The 19,830-nt window shown below is 69.1% G+C and carries 15 protein-coding genes and 5 pseudogenes; 6 read left to right on the forward strand and 14 right to left on the reverse strand.

What is annotated here, in order from left to right; genetic code table 11:
* Position 1 precedes the first annotated feature (1 nt).
* From OOK31_RS17710 to OOK31_RS17745, 8 genes are all read right to left on the reverse strand, one after another.
* Positions 2-676, reverse strand: coding sequence for a TfuA-like protein (locus OOK31_RS17710; RefSeq protein ID WP_267088204.1), 675 nt, complete (start codon positions 674-676; stop codon positions 2-4).
* Positions 673-1,956 carry a YcaO-like family protein gene (locus OOK31_RS17715; protein WP_267088205.1) on the reverse strand — a complete coding sequence of 428 codons (1,284 nt, stop codon included), beginning with the start codon at positions 1,954-1,956 and terminating at the stop codon, positions 673-675. The genes OOK31_RS17710 and OOK31_RS17715 overlap by 4 nt, the downstream gene beginning before the upstream one ends.
* Positions 1,953-3,806: a prolyl oligopeptidase family serine peptidase gene (locus OOK31_RS17720; RefSeq protein WP_267088206.1), complete on the reverse strand. Its 1,854-nt coding sequence runs from the start codon at positions 3,804-3,806 to the stop codon at positions 1,953-1,955. Before OOK31_RS17720 ends, OOK31_RS17715 begins: the two co-directional genes overlap by 4 nt.
* Positions 3,803-4,618 (reverse strand): hypothetical protein, encoded by an 816-nt coding sequence (locus OOK31_RS17725; protein WP_267088207.1) that lies wholly within the window; start codon positions 4,616-4,618, stop codon positions 3,803-3,805. Before OOK31_RS17725 ends, OOK31_RS17720 begins: the two co-directional genes overlap by 4 nt.
* Positions 4,615-5,463, reverse strand: coding sequence for a cupin domain-containing protein (locus OOK31_RS17730; RefSeq protein WP_267088208.1), 849 nt, complete (start codon positions 5,461-5,463; stop codon positions 4,615-4,617). The genes OOK31_RS17725 and OOK31_RS17730 overlap by 4 nt, the downstream gene beginning before the upstream one ends.
* An 89-nt stretch (positions 5,464-5,552) precedes the next feature.
* Complete coding sequence (locus tag OOK31_RS17735; RefSeq protein ID WP_267088209.1) at positions 5,553-5,678, reverse strand: hypothetical protein; 126 nt, start codon at positions 5,676-5,678, stop codon at positions 5,553-5,555.
* Positions 5,679-5,780: 102 nt separating this feature from the next.
* Positions 5,781-6,689, reverse strand: coding sequence for a transketolase family protein (locus OOK31_RS17740; RefSeq protein ID WP_267088210.1), 909 nt, complete (start codon positions 6,687-6,689; stop codon positions 5,781-5,783).
* Between the two features lie 24 nt (positions 6,690-6,713).
* Positions 6,714-7,397: a transketolase gene (locus OOK31_RS17745; RefSeq protein ID WP_267088211.1), complete on the reverse strand. Its 684-nt coding sequence runs from the start codon at positions 7,395-7,397 to the stop codon at positions 6,714-6,716.
* A 245-nt stretch (positions 7,398-7,642) separates the two neighbouring features.
* Here OOK31_RS17745 and OOK31_RS17750 point away from each other — a divergent pair, with 245 nt between their 5' ends.
* Together OOK31_RS17750 and OOK31_RS17755 are read left to right on the forward strand one after the other, a co-directional pair.
* On the forward strand, positions 7,643-8,863 hold the full coding sequence (locus OOK31_RS17750) for an MFS transporter (RefSeq protein WP_267088212.1): 1,221 nt from the start codon (positions 7,643-7,645) through the stop codon (positions 8,861-8,863).
* A 38-nt stretch (positions 8,864-8,901) separates the two neighbouring features.
* Positions 8,902-9,771, forward strand: coding sequence for a TIGR03621 family F420-dependent LLM class oxidoreductase (locus OOK31_RS17755; protein ID WP_267088313.1), 870 nt, complete (start codon positions 8,902-8,904; stop codon positions 9,769-9,771).
* A 144-nt stretch (positions 9,772-9,915) separates the two neighbouring features.
* Here OOK31_RS17755 and OOK31_RS17760 read toward each other — a convergent pair whose 3' ends face one another.
* The 3 genes and pseudogenes from OOK31_RS17760 to OOK31_RS17770 form a co-directional block, all read right to left on the reverse strand.
* The gene (locus OOK31_RS17760) at positions 9,916-12,081 is read right to left on the reverse strand and encodes a TerD family protein (protein WP_267088314.1); all 2,166 of its coding nucleotides are present in this window, start codon (positions 12,079-12,081) and stop codon (positions 9,916-9,918) included.
* Between the two features lie 243 nt (positions 12,082-12,324).
* Positions 12,325-13,066 (reverse strand): annotated as a pseudogene (locus OOK31_RS17765) (IS5 family transposase); the annotation flags it as partial.
* Positions 13,059-13,379, reverse strand: a complete 321-nt coding sequence (locus tag OOK31_RS17770) for a CPCC family cysteine-rich protein (RefSeq protein WP_267088213.1) — start codon at positions 13,377-13,379, stop codon at positions 13,059-13,061. The pseudogene OOK31_RS17765 and the gene OOK31_RS17770, both read right to left, overlap by 8 nt.
* Before the next feature lie 272 nt (positions 13,380-13,651).
* Here OOK31_RS17770 and OOK31_RS17775 point away from each other — a divergent pair.
* Positions 13,652-13,888 (forward strand): annotated as a pseudogene (locus OOK31_RS17775) (hypothetical protein); the annotation flags it as partial.
* Positions 13,889-14,011: 123 nt separating this feature from the next.
* Positions 14,012-14,368: pseudogene (locus OOK31_RS17780) on the forward strand (hypothetical protein); the annotation flags it as partial.
* A 1,197-nt stretch (positions 14,369-15,565) separates the two neighbouring features.
* On the opposite strand, the gene OOK31_RS17785 reads toward OOK31_RS17780, so the two are convergent.
* Complete coding sequence (locus tag OOK31_RS17785) at positions 15,566-17,026, reverse strand: hypothetical protein (protein WP_267088214.1); 1,461 nt, start codon at positions 17,024-17,026, stop codon at positions 15,566-15,568.
* A 99-nt stretch (positions 17,027-17,125) separates the two neighbouring features.
* Between OOK31_RS17785 and OOK31_RS17790 the strand changes: the two are divergent.
* Positions 17,126-17,296 (forward strand): annotated as a pseudogene (locus OOK31_RS17790) (DUF6009 family protein); the annotation flags it as partial.
* Positions 17,297-17,550: 254 nt separating this feature from the next.
* On the forward strand, positions 17,551-18,084 hold the full coding sequence (locus OOK31_RS17795) for a hypothetical protein (RefSeq protein ID WP_267088215.1): 534 nt from the start codon (positions 17,551-17,553) through the stop codon (positions 18,082-18,084).
* 37 nt (positions 18,085-18,121) lie between these two features.
* Here OOK31_RS17795 and OOK31_RS17800 read toward each other — a convergent pair.
* Both OOK31_RS17800 and OOK31_RS17805 read right to left on the reverse strand, forming a co-directional pair.
* Positions 18,122-18,223 (reverse strand): annotated as a pseudogene (locus tag OOK31_RS17800) (IS5/IS1182 family transposase); the annotation flags it as partial.
* A gap of 219 nt (positions 18,224-18,442) precedes the next feature.
* The gene (locus tag OOK31_RS17805; RefSeq protein WP_267088315.1) at positions 18,443-19,186 is read right to left on the reverse strand and encodes a 2OG-Fe(II) oxygenase; all 744 of its coding nucleotides are present in this window, start codon (positions 19,184-19,186) and stop codon (positions 18,443-18,445) included.
* Positions 19,187-19,830 lie beyond the last annotated feature (644 nt).

The following is a 19,830-nucleotide window of genomic DNA, read 5'->3' on the forward strand; positions in this document are numbered from 1 at the left end:
GTCAGTTCTCCTCTCCGAGTACGGCGCGTACCGCTTCGAGCGCGTCGAGCCGCTTGCGGTCCCAGGTGTCCCGCCGGTCTTCGGCCAGTTCCGGTTCGAGGACCTCGACGACGGCGGCCGGCAGCCGGTCCTTCCACCGCCGGAGCAGGAGGGAAGGCCGCCGGTCCCGGAAGTGCAGGCCGTGGGCCACGCGCAGGGCACGTCGGGCGTCTTCGGCGGACAGCTCCGTTCGGCTCAGCAACCACCGGACGTTCGCCAACGGCACGGTCACGGGGGAGTAGTCCTCCGGGTCGTACAGGAGCGCCACGTCCCCGTCGGACTCGATGGCGCCGGACAGGTACTGCTCGTACACCCAGCCGCTGCCCGTCATGCCCAGGGTCCGGCACTCGACGGCCCGGAGCGCGCCCATCGACGAGGCGCCGGCGAGAGGCTGCCCGGAGGCCAGCACCGAGCGGATCTCGGTGATGCTCACCGCGAGGTTCTGGCCGAACTCGCCGTCCAGGATCAGCACCCGGTCGGTGCCGCCGGCGTCGACCACCTCGACCAGGTCGAGGCGGCGCACCGGGGGCCGCACGTCCAGGTCGTGCCCTGTCCTCGTGGCGAGTGCCCGCAGATCGACCAAGTCGGCGGGGCGCAGGGAGGGCCCGGTGAACAGGATCATGCTGGTGCGGGTCATCGAGGGGACCTCGCCAAGCCGGCTCCGACCATCGCGGCGTGCAGTCTGGTGCCGAGCCGGGCCGGGTCGTTGTGGTGGTTCTCGATGCCGGGCACGACGACTTGGGTCACGGAGAACGGCAGGTCGGGCGGTGCGAGTTCGGTGGCGAACACGAGATCCAATCCGGCGGTCCCGAGTCCGTCGAGAACCAGTCGGAGGTCTCCCTCCACCCTGCCGGTGGTGCTGTGCGGCAGCTCGCCGAAGTCCAGCTCGGAGCGGCCGGCGCTCCAGGTGTGCAGCATCTTGCGCATCTCTTCGTAGGAGGCGTGTCGGCGGTGTACCTGGCCGTTGAGGTCCTCGCGAGCTCCGGAGATCACGTTCAGTCGGGACTGCGCGGCTTCGGTGAGTGCTCGGCTGAGCGCCACGGTGGGGTCGGGATGACAGCCGGCGCCGCCGTTGATCAGGAGGCCGTCCTCCGAGTGGGTGTCGTCGGTCGTGACGAAGACGGTCGGTATGCCGATCTCGTTGACGTAGCCGAACACCTGTACCTGAATTCCGGCCCCTTCGAACCGGGCGACGAGCTCCTGCGCCTCGGCCGGCAACGTGCCCGACCTGATCCGGTGGCCGCCCCGCAGCGTCTCGCCGAACGCGGTGCAGTCGTGTTCGACAAGTTCCAGCAGGCCGTGCAGAAGTGCCTCGCGCGGGCTGTTGCCCGAGGCCAGGCCGATGGTGTTCGAGGAGAACATCCCGTACTCGTCCGGGAACGGGGTGAACACCGCCAGCGCTGGGATGAGTACCTCGGTGTCGGAGTGCAACTCGCGCGCCGGCCACCAGGACAGCGGCTGCCGCTCGGTCCAGCGGTGGCCGCGCCGGAGGATCAGCCGCCGGGGGTCGAGCGTCGGCCGACCGGCCGCGACGAGTTCGGCGTAGCTCGCGCGGAGCGGCGGTTCGGCGGCCCGGGGCTCGCACCAGGTGCGTTCGATCGCCTCCATCATCGCCGAGACCCGTGCGGCCGTCGTGGTCGTGCCCTTGCCGCTGGTGACCGTGTTGAGGCCGGGGGCGGCGTCGGGACGGCAACTGTTGAACACCGGGATGCCGAGCACGTCCAGGTCGGTCACGTCGGCGATTCGGGTGATGCCGCATCGGTCGAGTACCGCGCCGGCCAGTTCCGCGGTCGCCTCCAGGGTGCGGATCCGCAGCGAAGTGCCGCCCGCGGTGGTCGCGTCGGCCGTGGTCGGCGGGAGCCAGTGCTCGCGGCCGAGACTGATCCGCGGGGTGAGCGTGGTCGTGGTGGTCGTCATGCTGCCAGCACCTCCGCGCAGGCCGCACGGACCCAGTCGTACCAAGCGGTCACGTTGGCCGCACGCTCGATGCTGTGGCCTTCGTCGGGAAGCAGCATGAGCCGTACGTCGACCTTCCTGGTGTCCAGGGCCCGGTACATGGCCCGGGCCTCGCCGACCGGGACGTGCTGGTCCGCGCAGCCGTGCGAGAGCAACACGGTGACTCCCGGATCAATGCCGTCCAGTGCGAGGCTCTCCCTGCGGTACGCCCCGGACTCCTCGACCGGCCCGTACTCCCGAAGCCAGTGCCAGTGCAGGTCGCTGGCGCGGGCCACGGCGGCGAAGTCCGACCAGCCGGCGTGACTGGCGACGAGCCGGATCTCGGGCAACCGGGTGGCCAGGGCCAGGGCGAGGTAGCCGCCGAAGCTGCCGCCCATCGCGGCGACGCGCCGTGCGTCCAGGTCAGGTCGCCGGAGCGCCGCGCGGACCTGTTCGGCGGCGACCGAGGCCACCTCGGAACTCCACCGTCCCCAGCCCCGCTCGACCGTCTCCTGGCCGTACCCCATGGACAGAGGAGGATCAGGCATCAGCACGGCGTGGCCCTCCGCGACGAACGGCCACGGATTCCACCGCCACGACCAGTCGATCCAGCTCAACAAGGGGCCGCCATGGCACCAGACGAGTACCGGCAGCGGCTCGGCCGGTTCGTCGGCGGGCAGGCACAGCCAGCTGTGCCACACCGTGCCGTCCTCGGCGCGATGGCTGAGTCGTTCCATGCGTCCGGCCGGCCGGGCGGCGGCCGCCGGGGTCAGCAGGGTGCGCGCGGAGGGTCCGACCAGGTCCACGGAGACCACTTCGGGGGGCAGGTCCACCCGGGACTGTACGACCAGTGCCTCGCCCGCGGTGACGGTGACGGACCCCACGGATCCGGACAGCTCGACGGGCTCGGGACGGTCGCCCTCCGGCAGCACCGTGTACAGACGCCGCCGGCCGTGGTCCTCGCCGACGCAGAGCAGGGTGTGCCCGGACCAAGCCCTCGGCTGGAGCCAGTGCGGGTGACGGGCGGCGGGCCGCAACAGCCGGGAGCCGTCCGACGCCACCAGCACCACGCCCTGGCGCGGTCCGAGCCCCGGGGCGGCCACCCGCTCCGCCGTGCAGGCGAACCAGGAACCGTCCGGGGACGGCACGGCGTCCCGCAGATCCTCGTCCGGCCATACCGGCTGCGCGGCGGCCGGGTCCGCCACGGGGATGAGCAGCAGGCCGTGACGGCGGTGGCCGCCGGGCAGGAAGCGGACCACGCCGGCCGCGCACCGGCTGCCGTCCGGGGTCAGTGACAACAGTCCAGTGAGCCGTTCGTTCGGAGCCAGCGTGACGTCGAGTGGTTCCGGCACCCCGGATTCGAGGGATGTCAGGAGCAGGCCGAGCACCTCACCGGCGGCCTGGTAGCCGGAGCGCGGCCAGAGGTCGCCGTCCAGGAGGACGGCGGTTCGGTGTGGATCGGCCCGGTCGACGGGCACCCAGGCCGCCGCGACGACCACGGAGCCGCCGGCGGAGTAGGACACCACGTCGCGGCCCGGACTCAGCACGAGTTCCGTCTCGGCGCCGGGCCGGTGCCGGCGCAGGCTCCGGCCGTTGCCCGCTTTGGTGTCGGAGAGGAACAGATAGCCGTCGTCGAGCACGGTCACCGCGGAGGCCCCGGCGTAGGCGTGTGCCAGGGTGAGGTCGCCGTCCGGCCCAGGGGCGTAGCCGAGGACGAACGGCACCGGATACGGCCGGTCGGGTCGGGTCATCCTGGCCTCCAGCACCAGGCCGTCCCCGAGCCGGTGCGCGGTCTCCGCGCGGACCTGGCCGAGCAAGACGTCCGGTCTCATGTCTGGCCGCCGCGGCGCGGGCCGACCGCGGCCCGGTCCACCAGCGCTGCGGGGTCGAGGTCGGCCAGTGCCTTGCCCAGTTCCGTACGCAGCCAAGCGGTCTTCTGAGCCGGAGTGAGGAAGTGGTGGGTCCCGGCGATCTCGGTGGCCGCCGGGCCGTCGAGGAACTCGGCGATGATCAGGCCGGCCAGCTCCGAACCGGTCGGCTCTTCGATGGTCACGGTGAGGTGGAACGATCCGTCCGGGCCGGCCTCGCAGCCGGTGTCCTGTCCACCGGGCAGGTACAGCACATCGCCGGGAACGAGTTCGATCGCCGGGCCGGAGGCCGGCGTCCAGTGCGACTCGCCGTCGAGCTGGAAGTGCAGTGCGTGCTGATCCGTGGTGTGCTCCGAAGACGCGCTCGCGCCGGGCGGAGTCAGGAAGACCGCCGACCGCGCCCCGCCCCGCAGGTCCGCCCGCAACGCGTCCAGCAGGCCGCGGATGCCGACGTGCCAGTCCTCGGGCTGGTTGAGGGTGATCACCCGCCCCGACGCGTACTTCGCGCGCACCGCATCCGGATCGGCGTAGGCGGGCAATGCCCGGCCCAACACCTCGCGGGTCGTGGTGATGCCCTGCGCGGTCGCGCCGCCGCCGACCTCGCGGAGCATGCTGAAGTACGGTGCGACCAGCAGCCCGCACTCGACCATCTCCCAGGCTGCGGCCCGTGCGAGCAGGTCCGGCCCGGCCTCGTACCGGAAGACTTCCGGCCGCCGCGCCCATGTCTCGGCGGCGAAGGAGTCGACATCTCCGACGATGTCGGCCAGTAGCGTCATCGGATCGTCCTGTTCCGCATGCGTTCGACGGCCGTGCCGACAAGGGCGTCCGGGTCGGCCGAGTCCAGGTGGTTCAGCAGCGCCTTCGCCACGGCCGCCGCCCGGTCCTCCAGGGGCAGGGCAGGGTCGACCCTCGGCTGTTCGAAGGTCGCCATCAGGGCCCCGGCCAGGTCCCGTGGGGTCGGCTCGGTGATGGTGAAGGTCAGATGCAGGGAAGTGCCGCCCCGGGCGGTGGCCACGTGAGGGAAGCCGTGGGGCAGGTACAGGACGTCGCCGGGTTCCATCACGAAGGTGTGCGAGCGGCTGTCGGCGTCCACGTTCAGCCCCGGACGCGCGTCGATCTGGTCGGGGGCGTCGTAGATCGTCCACTCCTTGGCACCGGCGAGCTGGAGCGCCAGCACGTGCGAGCCGTCCCGGTGGGGGAGCATCCCGGTGTTGTCACAGGGGGTGTAGAAGACGTAGGCCTTGAGTTCGGCGGCGATCCGCGCCTCCAGGGCGCGCATCAGGGTGCGGATCGGAAGGTGCCAGTCTTCGAGCTGGCTGAACTTCATGGTGGCGCCGGCGGCGAGGTGCGACCGGACCTTTTCCGGATCGGCGAACGATCCGACGCGTTGGCCGAGCACGTTCCGCGATCGGGTGAAGTCACCGATCGCGGGCTGGTTGCCCTCGCGCATCAGGGTGAAATAGGGCCAGCGCAGGAGGCCGGCGTCGAGCTGGGCCTGGATGGCGTGCTCGTCGATCAGGCCGTCCGGCGGGGCCGCCTTGGGGAACAAGCCGAACTTCTTGTTCCAGTAAGTGCCCAACAGGTCCACGTCGTCGATCAGTCGGACCAGCGGATGTTCCATGACCACAGCCGTCCCTCTTGGTCGGATCCGGACCAACTCTGGGACCGCCGAAGCGGTTCCCAGAATTGGCTCACCGAAGTCCTGTGTGCTTAGGCCTCGTTGATGTTCTCGATCACCATGGGGCGGGAGTGGTCCGAGAGCTCGTCGATCTCCGCGTTCGCTTCCGCGATGAGCAGCTCGGCCTCGGTCGCCCGGAGCTTGTCGTCAAAAGACATGCCGACTCCTTCTGGTTTGAGATGGTTCCAGCGCGTTTGCACCGGATGAAGCATCGACGGTACGTCGATCTGGATCATTCCGATAGGGCATCTGCCCGCCAACTAATGCATATATCCAAGGAATTGGGCCATGGTGTGGCGCAAACCCGCCGCCCCGAGACCGTGTGCGATCGCGTGCTGACGTGGAGTGCCGTAGTGGCGCAACTCGTCCAGGCCCACGCCGAGGGACAGCGTTCGATGAGCCCGGTCGGGCAGGGCGCGGGCGACTTCGGCGGCGGAGGTGCCCGCGAGATAGGGCTCGACGAGCACGACGTTGGCCTCCGACTGGTCGGCCACCGCGGCCCGCAGCGCCGCCGCGTCGAAGGGCCGGACGGTCGACGCGTACAGCACGGTCACGTCCAGCGGCCCGGTCGCCTCCAGTACGGCGTCGGCCAGCGGCCCGACCGCGATCACGGTGCCCCGCCCGCCCTCGCGCAGCACCCGGAACCCGTTCCCGTCCGGGTGGTAGGCGTTCTCGTTGGCCTGGTTGGACAGGCGGATGTAGACCAGTCCGCTCCCGGCCGCGGCCCGGCGCAGCTGTGCCTCCACCTCGTCGGGATGACCCGGAACGTGGATCGTCCAATCGGGCAGGGTGGCCAGCAGCGCCACGTCACCGGGGGACTGGTGGGTCCGCCCACCGCTGGCGATGTCGTAGGACCCGCCCGCGCTGACCAGCACCGCGCCCACGTCCTGGTGGTTCAGGTCGAGTTTGATCTGCTCGAACGGCCGCTCGATGAGGAACGGCGCGAAGCTGTGCGCGATGGGTCGCAACCCGGCAAGGGCCAGGCCGCCGGACACGCTGATCAGCAACTGTTCGCGGATGCCCAGATTGATCACCCGATCCGGATGCTCGCCGGAGGCCCGGCCGAACATCTTGGCGCTCAGGTCGGCTGTGACCAGCGCGAGGTTCTCGTGTTCGGCGAGCAGTTCGGTCGTGACCTCGACGAACCGCTCTCGCATCTGCCCGGCCATGGCTTCTCCTCCTCGGTTGTGCGGTCAGTGGCTGGGGGTGTACTCGACCTCGGCCACCACCACAGAGGGGCGACCCGGATGAGGTGCGGTGAACGCCGCTTCGAGTGCGGTGTGGCAGCGCCCGTCGACCCGCGCCGTCGCCCAGCCCTCCACGGCGAAGCGGGTCTCCAGTCCGCCGGGCCAGCCCTGGGTCGCGTTGCCGTTGTCGATCACGACGACGTTGAGCTGCTCGAGCCGGCTCCGGCCGGCGTAGGCGATCGCCTCGTGGTTGGAGCCCTCGTCGAGTTCGCCGTCGCCGAGCAGTACCCACAGCCGAGGTGACGTCAGGCCGCGCGCCCGCAGGCCCAGCACGGTGCCCACGGCCAACGGGAGACCGTGGCCGAGAGACCCGCTGGAGATCTCCACCCCCGGTATGAGCAGCCGGTCCGGGTGGTGGCCGAGCGATGCGTGGTAGGTGCCGAACCGGTCGAACTCGGCCGGATCGAGGAAGCCCTTCGCGGCCAGCACCGCGTAATAGGCCATGGGACCGTGCCCCTTCGACAGGTAGAACCGGTCGCGGTCGTCCGCCATGTCGGGCCCGACCCGCAGCACCCGGTCGTAGAGAACCCAGAGCACATCCAGGGTGGAAGACGCCGCCTCGGCGTGCTTCTCGTCCCCGGTCATCGAAGCCATCAAGCGGTACAGGTCGTCGTAGACCAGCCCTGTCATCACACCACCTACTTCCCCAACTCCGGTCAGAGGCGCGAACATACACGACCGTCGATCTTCACCGGCCGTCACTCACGGACCGTGACGGGAGGGCTCGGGGCCACTGCCGTGTCGACGATCATTGGTCTAGGGTGGGCGGCCATGAGGCATTGGTGGGTGTACGACGAACGAATACCGCCGGGGGAGACGACGCGGGTGTTCGAGAGGCTGATTCGGCAGGGGAAGGTTCCCGGGGGGCGGACGGCGTGATCACCTCCTTCGTTCGTGGCAACTACGCCTCGCTGCGCGGCCCGGCCGCCCCCCTGGCGGTGCTGCACCTGCTCGACAGCATCGGCAACGGCCTGTTCCTGGCCAGTTCGACCGTCTACTTCGTCGTGGTCGCCGGGTTGCCCACCGCTCAGGTCGGGATCGGGCTGTCCGTGGCAGGGCTCACGGGATTCTTCTCCAGTGTCCTGATGGGGCGGGCAGCCGACAGGTTCGGTGCCCGGCGCATGCTGCTGATCAGCATGCTGGCCCTCGCCGGCGTCTACTGCATGTACCCGATGGTCGACTCGGCGCCTACGTTCTTCGTGGTGGTGGCCCTGGTAGGCGCCCTCGAATGGGGCAGCGGTCCGCTGTTCCACACCTTGGTCATGGACCTGGTCCCGGAATCCGACCGCGTCACCGCACGGGCCGCGCTCCGTTCGGTGTTCAACGTCGGCTTCTCCGCGGGCGCCCTCATCGCCGCGGGGCTGATCGGCATCGGCGGTGCGGCCATGCAGGCACTGCCGCTCGGCAACGCCCTGTCCTTCGTGCTTGCCGCACTGGTGGTCGTCAGGCTGCCGGTCACCAGCCCCGGGCCGCCACCCGAACGCGCCTCACGGTTCAGGGCGCTGCGTGACGTCCCGTTCCTCGGTGTGATCGGCGTGTCGACCCTGCTCGCCCTCAACGGCACCGTGCTCGCGGTGGGTGTACCGCTGTGGATCCTCAGTGTCGACGGCGTACCGCGCAGCGTGATCCCGCTGGTGTTCATCCTGAACACCGTGCTGGTGGTCCTGTTGCAGGTCCGGGCCGCCCGAGGCTCGGACGACCTGGGCGGCGCTGTCGCCGCCGCCCGCCGATCCGGGCTGGTGAGCGCGGCGGCCTGCCTCGTCATGGTCCTCGGTGGTCTCATCGGGTCCTGGGCGACCGTCGGCATCGCGGTGGTCGCCGTCCTGCTGATCACCGCCGGAGAGCTGTGGCAGTCCGCCGGCGCGTTCGGTATCGGCTACGGGCTGGCGCCTGACACCGCCCGGGGTGAGTACCTGGGCGCGTTCCACCTCAGGATGGTCGCGCAGGCCACACTCGGGCCGGCCGCGGTGGCCTGGTTCGCGACCGACCTCGCGCCCTACGGCTGGGCGATCGTGGCGACGGCGCTCCTCGCCGGGGCAGTGCTGATCGGCCCGGCGGTCCGCCGGGCCGAACGCGACCGGGCCACCGCCGTCTGAGCCTCCCCACACTCAAGGACAGGAGCTGTGCGATGAATATGCGGTTCGGCGTGAGTTTCTGGAAGCTGGAAGACCGGGTCTCCTGGATGGAGAAGTCCCGACGTGCCGAGGACCTCGGCTACCACGTGATCACCGTGCCCGACCACATCGACATGCCGTCGCCCTTCCCGGCGTGCGTTCTGGCTGCCGAGGCGACCAGGAGCGTCCGGGTCGGCACGTTCGTGAGCAACACCTCGTTCTACAGCCCGGCACTGTTCGCCCGGGACGTCGTCACCACCGCCCAGCTCACCGGAGGACGGCTGGAGGTCGGCCTCGGCGCGGGGTGGAAGAAGAAGGAGTTCGACCAGGCCGGAATCCCGTTCGAGGCGGCGGGCAAGCGCGTCGACCGACTCGTCGAGACCCTGGACGAGGTCAACCGGGCCTGGAGCGCCGCCCGGCCGGGCCCCGGCGTCGCGTCCGACCGGCCGCCCCTGATGATCGGCGGAAACGGTGACCGGGTACTGAGACTGGCCGCCAGGCACGCCGACATCGTGTCGTTCGCCGGCACCGGATTCGACCCGCAGGGTCGGGGGATGCAGTTCCTCACCGATCGGCAGATGGACGACCGGGTGGCATTGGTCGATGCGGAACTACGTGCATCCGACCGGGACACCGTGCATCGAAACATCATCGTGCTGCGCACTCAGGTGACGGATGACCGCGCGGCTGCCCGGGAGGACTACTCCCGGTTCCTGCGGGGCACGCTGAGCCCCGAACAGGTCGGTGAACTACCCGCCGTGCTGATCGGGAGCCCGGAACAGATCGCCGAGCAGCTCATCGCCCGTCGGGAACGGTTCGGGTTCGACTACGTCACCGTGCAGGAGTCGGCGCTCGACACCTTCGCCAAGGTGATAGCGCTGCTCCGCTGACGCGGGCCCGGAGTCGACGAGGGAAGCCGTGACGGCGCAGCGGACGTGCGCTGCGGATCCCCGCCACGCACTTCGCGCTGCCGCTGGACCTCACCTGACCGGCCTGCGGGGCAGGACGGTCAGGTGTTACCCCCCCCAGGGGGATCAGCGGCGAACCTTCAGGCTCCACTTCTCCGCGGTGCGAACCCCGATCAGGCCGGGCGGTACCAGGTGGACCCCGGGCTCACCGCACAGCTGCCGCTCGGGACGCAGGTACGCGTCCATGGTGGCCAGTACGATCGCGTCGGACTCGGCCCCGGGATCGACCCGGACCTCCACCTGCGCGGCCGAGCCGGTCATCTCCACCAGCTCCCAGCCCTGGCCGGAGAGCTTCCGCTTCAGCTCGCGGACCTCGCCCAGGGGCAGTACCTCCAGCTTCCACGAAGCCGCGTGGTCCAGCTTCACGACCACGTGGCACCAGCCCTCGGGCCCCACGGCGAGCGGGCCGGTCATCGGCGCCAGGGTGCCGAACCGTCCGACCCTGTCGCTGGTGCCGTCAGGCTGGACGGTGTGCACATAGCTGAAGGCCTCGTCGGAGCCCTCGCACGTGGCCCGGATCAGGGCGGGCGGCCCCGCATAGCGCAGTACGGCCTGGCCCCGCCCCTTGGCGCGCCTGCCCAGGGCCTCCACCGTGTCGATCGGACGGACCCGCAGCCGCCAGTCGCCGGAGCCCTGGACCCGTACCCGCACCTCGGGCTCGCCCTTGGCGAACGCCAGCATCTGCCCTCTCGCGTCCCGGGTGGTGGAGTAGATGCTCAGCTGCTCCACCTCGCCCTTCTCGTCGAGGCGCCAGATCCAGAACCAGCTGTGCCGCTTGGGCACCCGCGTCCGCTCGAACTCCACCACCGCCGGACGGCCGGGCTCCGGGTTCACCACGGTCAGCTCCAGCGTGCCGCGCCCCTCGTGGACGCCTGTGGCCAGGGACCGCGTGAGGGCCCGCTCGGCCTCCTGCGGGGTGCGGTGGTGCCCCGGCGCGGGCGTCAGCTCGGCGCTCCAGCCGGCCTGCGCCGACACGAGCACCAGCAGCGGCCCGGCCGTTACCTGGTGGGTGGCCTCGGCCCGGCCGTCGTCGTCGGCCAGCGGCTTGCGCCGATCCGGCTCCACGCGGTCGAGCTGGGCCGTGGCCGCCTCGAAGCGGGCGGACCGCGGCCCGTGGTGGCGCAGGGTCAGGTCGGCGGCCGGGCCCTCGTGCAGGAGTACGTCCGGACCCGCGCCGGAGACGGTGCCTTCCAGCCGGCGCGCGGCACCGAGCGACAGCACCCGCAGGGTCCAGGCGCCCGCCGCCACGACGCGCAGCAGCAGCGCGCGCTTACCGCGTACGGCCAGGGCCCGCGCCTCCCGGACCGGGGCGGTGGTGTCGAAGAGGACCTGGTCCTGGGCGTCGTCGCGGTCGAGGGTGGCGACGCCGAAGGGGCCCCCGCCGGCCACCGACATCTCGATGATCAGCGGGCCCTCGGGAGCCGGCCGGCCGAAGGAGAGGACCTGCTCCCCTTCGCCGTGCACCTCGTGGAACAACTCCCCGTCGGGGACGGGCACCGCCCCTTGCTCCGGCCCGGCCCCCGAGCCCAGGATCTGCCCGAGGGATGCCGCCAGGGACGCAGCCTGCGCGTTCAACTGGGCCCCGCGAGCGGCCACACTCCCGCCGCCGACCGCCGCCGGGGACCCGACCGGGAGCACACCTGCGGGCGGGGCGGCCTCCTTGTGCACCTCGGTCATCGCGGGGCCCGGCACCGGGGCGGCCGGAAGGGCCTCCAGGGGTATGCCGTGGTCGGCGGCGAGTGCGGCAGGCCCGGCGCGGTAGCCCTGCCCCACGGCGCGGAAGCGCCAGGCCCCGTTCCGGCGGTAGCACTCGCCGAGCACCAGCGCGGTCTCACCGCCGGCGTCCGTGACCTCGTACCGCACCACCAGCGGGCCCTCGCCGCCGGCCACCTCCACGGACAGCCCGGCGACCGCAACGAACGTCCCGCCCGAGGCGAGGACGGCGATCAGCACCCTCTGTACGGCGGGCTCCACCGCCTCCTCGTCCACCTCCAGTCGCTGGACGAGCCGCCCGCCCTCCGCCGCCCCGCCCAGGTACCGTACGGCGCCCGAGGGGTGCGAGGGCCGGTCCCCCCGGACCACATCACCTTCGCCACGAACCCGCCCCACCGCGTCCACCAGCACCGCGACGGCAGCCACCAGGGGGGCGCCCGGCCGGTCCTCCCGGACCACGGTGATACGGAACGGCCCCCCGGGCAACGGGGCGTTGGCCCCCTTGAACATGATCGTCATACCGGCATCCTCGCACCCGCCGCCATGCGCGGCGGATGGATTCCGGCAGCCTCGGGCCGGCCGAGATCGACCGGGACACCAGGGCTGTCGGCCGGGAACCCGGGCGAAGACCGCCGGGCCAGGACGCAAGGTGCCGCCCATGTCCTGCCAGTCGGTGCCCGGAGGCGACCACGTGGTCCCGTTCCAGAGCGTGTGCTGAAGGTGGCCGTGTACGTCCACGGCCATCAGGCTCACGCGGGCGTTGTCGAAGGCAGGTGGTCTACCGCCCTTGCTGCCGAGCCGTTTTCGGTTGGCGATCTGGTCAGCGGGCTGCGGGATCACGGCACGGATCCCGCGTCTACGCAGATGCTTGCGGATCGCGCGGGCTGAGTACGCCTTGTCGGCGAGCACGGTCGTGGGGCGGGTTCGGGGCCTGCCTTTCGGTCTGCCCACCCGGATCGCACCCATCACGTGCTCGAAGGCAGGTGCGTCACCGGCCTGTCCTGGGGTGATGCCGAAGGCCAGAGGCCGGCACCGGCCGTCGGCTGCGAGGTGGATCTTTGTGGTCAGTCCACCGCGGGAACGGCCAAGGGCATGGGGTCGTGCGGCTCGCTGACCGGGGCCCCCTTTGACGGGCCCCGGCAGCGTGCTGATGGGCTCGCACGATGGTGGAGTCGACGGCGACGGCCCACTCCAGGTCGTCCTCGGCGTCGGCCTGAGTAAGAAGGGCGGCGAAGACGCGTTCCCAGGTGCCGTCGATCGCCCACATCCGCAGTCGGCTGTAAGCGCCCTTCCAAGACCCGAACCGTTCGTGCAGGTCCATCCACGGCGTCCCCGTGCGGTACTTGAACGCGATCGCGTCGATCACCTGCGGGTGATCACGCCACCGCCCACCCCTCCTCGACGTCCGATCTGGCAGCAACGGCTCGATCCGAGCCCACTGGGCATCAGTCAGTGACACGACCTGACAACGAAAGCGAGGGCGGCCGGACGCTGTCCTATTCAGCCAGGTCCGGAATCTGGCGCCGCGCTTCCGAGCTCCACAGGCCTTCACCACCTCGCGTGATGGAATCATTGCGTTCCTCGGCGACTTCCTCCAGGTAGTCCAACCGGGCCTGCGTCAGGCTCAGCCGACCGTTGGGCCCACCCCTCACGAAGTGTGCGTCCGCATCGCCCTGCCCGTCGTCCTCCCAGCCGCACTCTGGGCAGATCTCAAAGTTGGCCCGTTCCTGCAGCGTCCGCTGGAAACAACACGGGCACGCAACAAAGCCGCTTGCGGTGTCAATCAAGGAAACCGGGGACGGTTCTTCAGAAGCCATGGCAGCCATCGTTCCGCTCTCGCGGATAATCCACAAAACGGCCTAGCGGCCAGCACGTCCGTCCGGTACGGGACTCTTCCCGTACCGGACGGACGGCCCCCGACTTCTCCCGCACACCAGCGCGCACCCCGGCCCGGGCCAGCGGCCCGCCTGCTCACTCTGGAGGGACCACCAGTGAAACTCCGCCAGGACCTCGCCGCGCTCGCGGCCCCCGCCGCCCGCGCCCTGCCCGCCGGGCCCCCCTTACCCGCCCTCGCCGCGACTACGAGACCAGCGCCCAGCCCACCGTGGACGCCGAGGTCACCACCCCCGGCACCGTCCTGGTCTCCGGTCGCCTCCTCGCCGACATCACCCGCACGATCAAGGGCACCCACCGGGTCGACCTCGAACTCGACGGCGCGCGCCTGATCCTGGCCTCCGGCCGCACCCGCTACACCGTGCACACCCTCCCGCCGGGAGCCGACCCGGCCGCCTGGATCGTCCACCCCGGCGCCGAGCCCACCCGCTGACCCTCACCACCCGCCCCCTTCCCGACCGAGAACGAGGACGTCCTCATGAACCGCGAACACATTCACCGCGACCCCCAGGCCGCTGCCGTCATCGCCGGCGCCGCCCCCGCGGACTCCGACCACCTGCTCAACCCGTCCGACACCTCGGCCGCCCGGCCCAAGGTCGTCACCCTGTGCGGCTCCACCCGCTTCTGGAGCGAACTCGCCGAAGCCAACCTGCGCGAGACCGCTGCCGGCCGGATTGTCCTGGCCCCGGGATGCGACATGAAGACGCCGCACGCGCTGTGGGCGGACGAGCAGGACGCCGAGGAGCTCAAGGTGCGCCTCGACGAGCTGCACCGGGCGAAGGTGCGGATGGCGGACGAGGTCCTGGTGGTCAACCCCGGCGGCTACGTCGGCGACTCGACGCGCTCCGAGATCGCCTACGCGCTCAGCCTGGGGATCCCGGTCCGCTACACCCACCCCGACGAGCCGCTGGCCGGCACGTCCACGGCGGTGCTCGTGGCGGAGTCCCGGTCGACGGAGCCGCGGGCGCTGGCCTCGTACGAGCTCGCGGACTGGAAGTGCCCGCACTGCGAGCAGACGGCGGTGGAGGGTACCCACGCGTGGGACGACCGCGGGCCGTACCAGCTGCTGAGCGTCCACGTCCTGCGGTGCCCGGCCGGGCACGGCTGGTCCAACCACAACGACGGAGGCTGACGCGGAGACGCGCCGCGACACCCCGACCGGCTGCCTGACTGCCGTCCTGTTCGAGCAGGCCCCGCCACCCGAGCGGGCGGGCCTGCTCGAACCCTCAACACGGCGCTCCCGTCGTTCACCCGCGAATCACTGCAGGACCCAGGACCGAAGGCTGCCGCCGACCGGCTGTCGACGGAGATCCACAGTGCGGAAGCCAGGGCGAGCGACGTTAACGTGAGGACCGCGCTCGGCAATTACGCCAACTACGCCCGCACTGGCGTTCCTGACAGCGTGCGGGCCGCGTCCTACCAGCACGTCATCAAGGCGTGCAAGCGCGTCGACAGTACTCCCGCGAGTTGAACCAGCAGCGACTCCAGGTCCGACTGGCGCCGGCTCAGCTCTGCGGGCCCAACGGGCTTGTGCTGTGACCGTGAGGGTTCGCCTCACTGCGAGGTTCTCCCATATTGTCCGCTTCGACTGGTTGGAGACCCACGGCGGACGCCCACTGACCCGACCTGCTTGATCGTGGTGGTGGACCCGACCAGGACCAGTACCGTGCGGACATGGCAGGCAAGCGGCAGCCGTACTGGCGCACCATCGGGACCCCGACGACTCTCGTGCTCTACCGAACCGTCGACAGATGGCGGTACGCGATCTACTTCACCGAACCGTCGGGCGTCGCCGATGGCGCTCTCAACGATCCCGTGTCCTCGTCCGAGCCCAGTATCGCGCAGGCTGCCGTCCTCCTAGAGGGGCGTAGGAGATGCGTGCGGAGCCCGCCACGGCGTGTGCCATGTTCGTCAGCGGCGGAGAGGCTTGCGCTGACGGACCTCGGCTGCCTGTTCACGAACGTACGGGTCGGCGTCCGCTCCCAGTCGGTCGAGCACAGCCGAAGTCGCGGGATCTGGTGCGGGAAAGCGGCCCAGGGCGATCGCGACCCAGGCACGGACACTCGCCGCACGTCGTTTGGGCGTGATCGGACGAGACCGTGCGCGCGGCTCAGGACTGCGCCTGCTTCAGCAATCCCTTGACGGACACTGCCGAGTTGACCCAGACCCAGCTGAGACCGTATCTTTCGGCCTCTCTTTCCACTTCTTTGGAATCCAGGGCTCCGTATATGTCGTAGATTGACTCAGTCTTCTTCTTTTTCTTGAAGTTGAACGAGGAGATGAAGACATCTGGCTCCTCTTCCGGCGACCAGAAAGCAGCCACGTATCGCGGCTTTCTCGTCATGTTGATCAAGTTATTGTTGTAGCGCACCCTGCCGTGGTGTATGACATGCTCGCCGCAGTTTTTGGGCGGACAGTAGTATCTTCCTTCTGATTTCATCCAGGAGAGTTTGGGATAGTTGAATTCTTCGCTGAGCTTCCCCCGGTCCTGCCTCAGGACGGCGAATCGAAGAATGGCGTTCAGTGTCTCGTACTTGGCGCCCTTGGGGAGTGTGATCACCTTCTCCATCGTGAACTCTTCTCCGGCGTCCAGCGTCGTACCAGGGCCCTGGAACTGCCCGGATCCAATGATCTCGCCTTCGACTTTGCTCACGAAGATTTCTGCCTCTGTGCTGTACCACCCTCCCTCCTCGTTGCCCTTCCATTCCTTCATCCCTTGGCCTGAGGCGGAGAACTTTGCCGAGGATCCAGAGACCGTGTAGTCGTCGACGACAAGGTAGACCGGAATCCCTCCGGTATTCTTCGCATAGAGTTTGAGCGGGACGTGGATATAGGGTGAATCGGCGTCCGTCTGTGGCGTGCCGAATTCCGATTTCAGTGCAAAGTGCCAGGGGGCGACAATGGGTTGATAGATAGTCGAGTAACCCAGGCTGATGGCCGTCAGGAGTGCGGTGAAGGTAACCCCTGCCGCGAACTTCCTGGGGTGCGGTATCCCCCTCCACACTTTTTCGTGGATGAGGGTCCAGAGGGCCCACAGTGACCAGAGCCACAAGGCAAGAAAAGCCAGGACATTGGGTATGAGTTCTCGTTCCTGAAGCCAAAGGAAGAGAAGAAGGCTCGTAGTGGCCAGCGCCATGAGCACGCCCAGAAGGACCAGCGCTCCGGACAGTCTGACCTGCTGGCGGCCCCAGTAGTCGACGGCCGCGGGCACGGAAATGCCCTGAACTGCGCCTGCCAGCAGGAACAGAACGCCGACCAAACGTTGCGCGAAAGTGAGCGCTCCGAGGGCGTCCGCCCAGCCGATGACGGCGTGCAGCGCCAGCGATCCGAGCAACCCCACGACCATGACGGCGATGACTACACGCCGTCTCCAGCCCCTATCGTCGGGCCACACGCTGCTATCGCCGCCGCGCCAGTGGACGCACCCACGGTCGTCCACGTCCATGTCGTCGGGGTAGCCGAGGCGGCGGAGCACCTCCCGCAACTCGAGGAGGGACCAGGCGCTCCCCACCGTCTTGTCGTGGATGGTAATCCGGCGCAGACCGCGCCGGTCAGGTGGCTCGACGATCACCCATGGTCGTATACCCATGGAGCCAGGCTCGGCGTCACGCCCACCATGTGCGCGCTGAGCTGCTGCATTCGATTGAATCAGAGGTTTCGACGAAGGTGCTTCCGCCGCCGCGTCTTCTGGCTCCTGCCCCATGACTGCGACACCGTCCCCGACGGCCTTTACGCCAGCGGCGCACCAGCCGAAGCAGTCGACCCGACCACCCTCGTAGCCGGCAGCCGAGGCCGCAAAACCGAGCGCTCCGAACGCCCAGCCCAGGCAGCCGAGGCCTGAACCGGCGGAGACATGTCGGACCCTGAGTCGCTCCAGTCGCTGAACGCCTGACTAAATGCCCTCTGACCTGCATTGACAGGCCAGCGACCGAAACTCTCAAGTGCGTGGCGCTCAGGCGCCCTGCACCTCCCGCAGGCTGTGTCACCGGCTCCGGGCGCCGCTGGGGAGGCAGCCGGCCAGTCCGGAAGCCACGGACACCCCGGCCACGCCCGTGCTGCCCGACCTCCTCGTATCCGTAGTTCTAGAGTCTTTCCGTGGACGTCAACAGCTGGTTCGAGGTCGAGGACCCGGAGGAGTACGGCGAGGAGCCCTGGGACTTCAGTGAGGCCGAACTCGCCTTCCTGGCAGTGCTGCGAGCCCGGGCCGCTGATTGGCGGGTGCCGTGGGCTCCCAGCCAGGTCGGACGGCCCGAGGACGAATCGTCGCTCCTCGTCCATGCCAGCCTTCTCGATGAGGCGCGCCGACTGGTGCTCGGCGAGTGGGCCGTGCACTTTCACGGCACGCACCTGAAGGCCGGGAAAGTCTGCGACCAGCTCTTCAACCTTCACGAGTCGCCCGAGCGCGGCTTCCTCCCGGCCTCCGGCACGGCTGAGGAGCTCGCGGAGCGGTGCGCCGGCTGGTTCGAGAGCCTGTTGAGCCGCCCTGTCGTCCGAGTCGAATGGCCGTTCAAGGACGGGAGGCATGCGACCCACTGGGAGTTCGCCGACACAGGCGAGGTCCTGGCGACACGCGGCTCCATCCCGACCGACGGCTCACACGCGGCCCACCGCCTCCCGGTCCGGCCCTGATCCGCCGGACAGGCTCTAGGCGGTGTCTGACAAATGATCACGGATTGTCGAACCTGGTCGCGATCGCGCGGAACTGTTTGAGGCGTGCGAAGCATCGTTCGACCACGTTGCGGTCGCGGTAGACCTCCTTATCGAAGGCCCCCTCATCACCCGCTGTGAGTTCGGCACGCCCTGTTATCGAAAAGATGTTCTGCCCCAGGTGGGATGCGGGTTACTGTCCCTGCACGCAAGATCCCTTCAGGGGGAGCACCGCATGCACGTCGTCGAATCCGAAGTCCGCCCTGGGCGCCCACCCGGTGTCACCAGCCCGGGCGGGTACCACGTGGGCCCTCCTGTGCGACGGTTGCCTTGCTGTTACTCAAGGCACATCTATGGGCTCGTAGAGCACGTCGGTTCTGAGAATTGTTTTCGTACCCTCAAGAAGCGGGGCCGAGTCGTGAAGCGTCCGATGCCAGAAGAGGAGCGCATCGCCCGGTTCGGGGCGGTGGGCGCTCAATATTTCCTCAGGCTCTGCGAGCCGGGGCCAGTCCGAGAAGTCGCGTTGCGCAAAGGGAAGGTCGTTCTGCTTGTCGGCGATGAACCGCGTTTCTCCGCCCACTGCCTCATACGACAGGTAGACGACGACCGTCAGGTGAGTTCGCGTTCCGTCGGGGGCGAAATAGGGTGAATCGTAGTGCGGGACTAGCAATCCGCCGTGTTCGTACGTGATGAAGCGCATGCGCGGATTGACGGACGCCGGCTTCCAGGTCCTTCCGTCTGAATCCGTCGGATCGTCCGGTCCTACTTGAAACGACAGAAACGTCCGCAGCCTGCGGTAGAACTCTGCCGCCAAGACTTCGGAGTCAGCCGTGGCACGGAGAGAGCCGACCGGATCTCCCTCTGCGTAGTTGGCGGCAATGCCGTCTAGACCCACCGGCACAAAGCGCTGGGCAGCGAGTTCGGCCGCGAATACCTCCACTTCAGCCGGAGTGAGGAAATGGCGAATCACCCTCGCATCGACGTGTGGGATCTCCGACTCGGTCGGGGCCCATGAGTCATCGGCGGATATTCGGCTCAGCGTTTCTTCGGAGAGGTCGAAGGGATTTACCGGCATTCCGAACATGCTCACTTTTCCGTCCTGAGGTCATTGTCGATGCCACCGCGGCCGTGGCCCCAAGAGCCCAGAACGGCCGCGGGCGGCACAGTGAGGTGAATGGCGGGACTGCCCGGCCACTTACTTGTACGCGTTGAATCTGTGGAGGTACTCCAAGCGTGCTGCCGGTTCCTCGAATTCGAGGTGGGTGAATTCCGGCCAACTCTTTTTGTGTGATTCTCTCTCGCCGGACGGGATCGTGAGCCGTTCCGGATAGAGCTCGACGAAGTCGTACGAGGCCCCGAAGGCGACGGAATCGAGGCTGTTGTGCCGCAGGTGCCCGTTCAGCACTCGACACTTCTCGCGAACGTAGTCGGCCGCTTCGAACGCTCGGACTGAGTGGATTCCGGAAAGGCAATCGAGGAGAACAGGGTGCGGCGTGGCGGAGGGCGGAGGGGACTGGCGTGGCGCACGAAACGCTCCTAGCGGGTGAATTTCTCCGGGAGGAGAGGGGTTGCGCCATCCGAGTTCACACTTCGATCGACGCGCTTCTTCGCGTCGGCACGCGGCGCGACGAGCGCCGGAGTCTTCGAGGGTTTGAAGTGCACGAGCGGTGGATCGGAGAGCAGGGATCGCGCATCAGGGATCAGGCGCTGGGGTGCCGCAGCGTTGAA

It is taken from the genome of Streptomyces sp. NBC_00249, assembly GCF_026342355.1.
GTDB lineage: Bacteria > Actinomycetota > Actinomycetes > Streptomycetales > Streptomycetaceae > Streptomyces.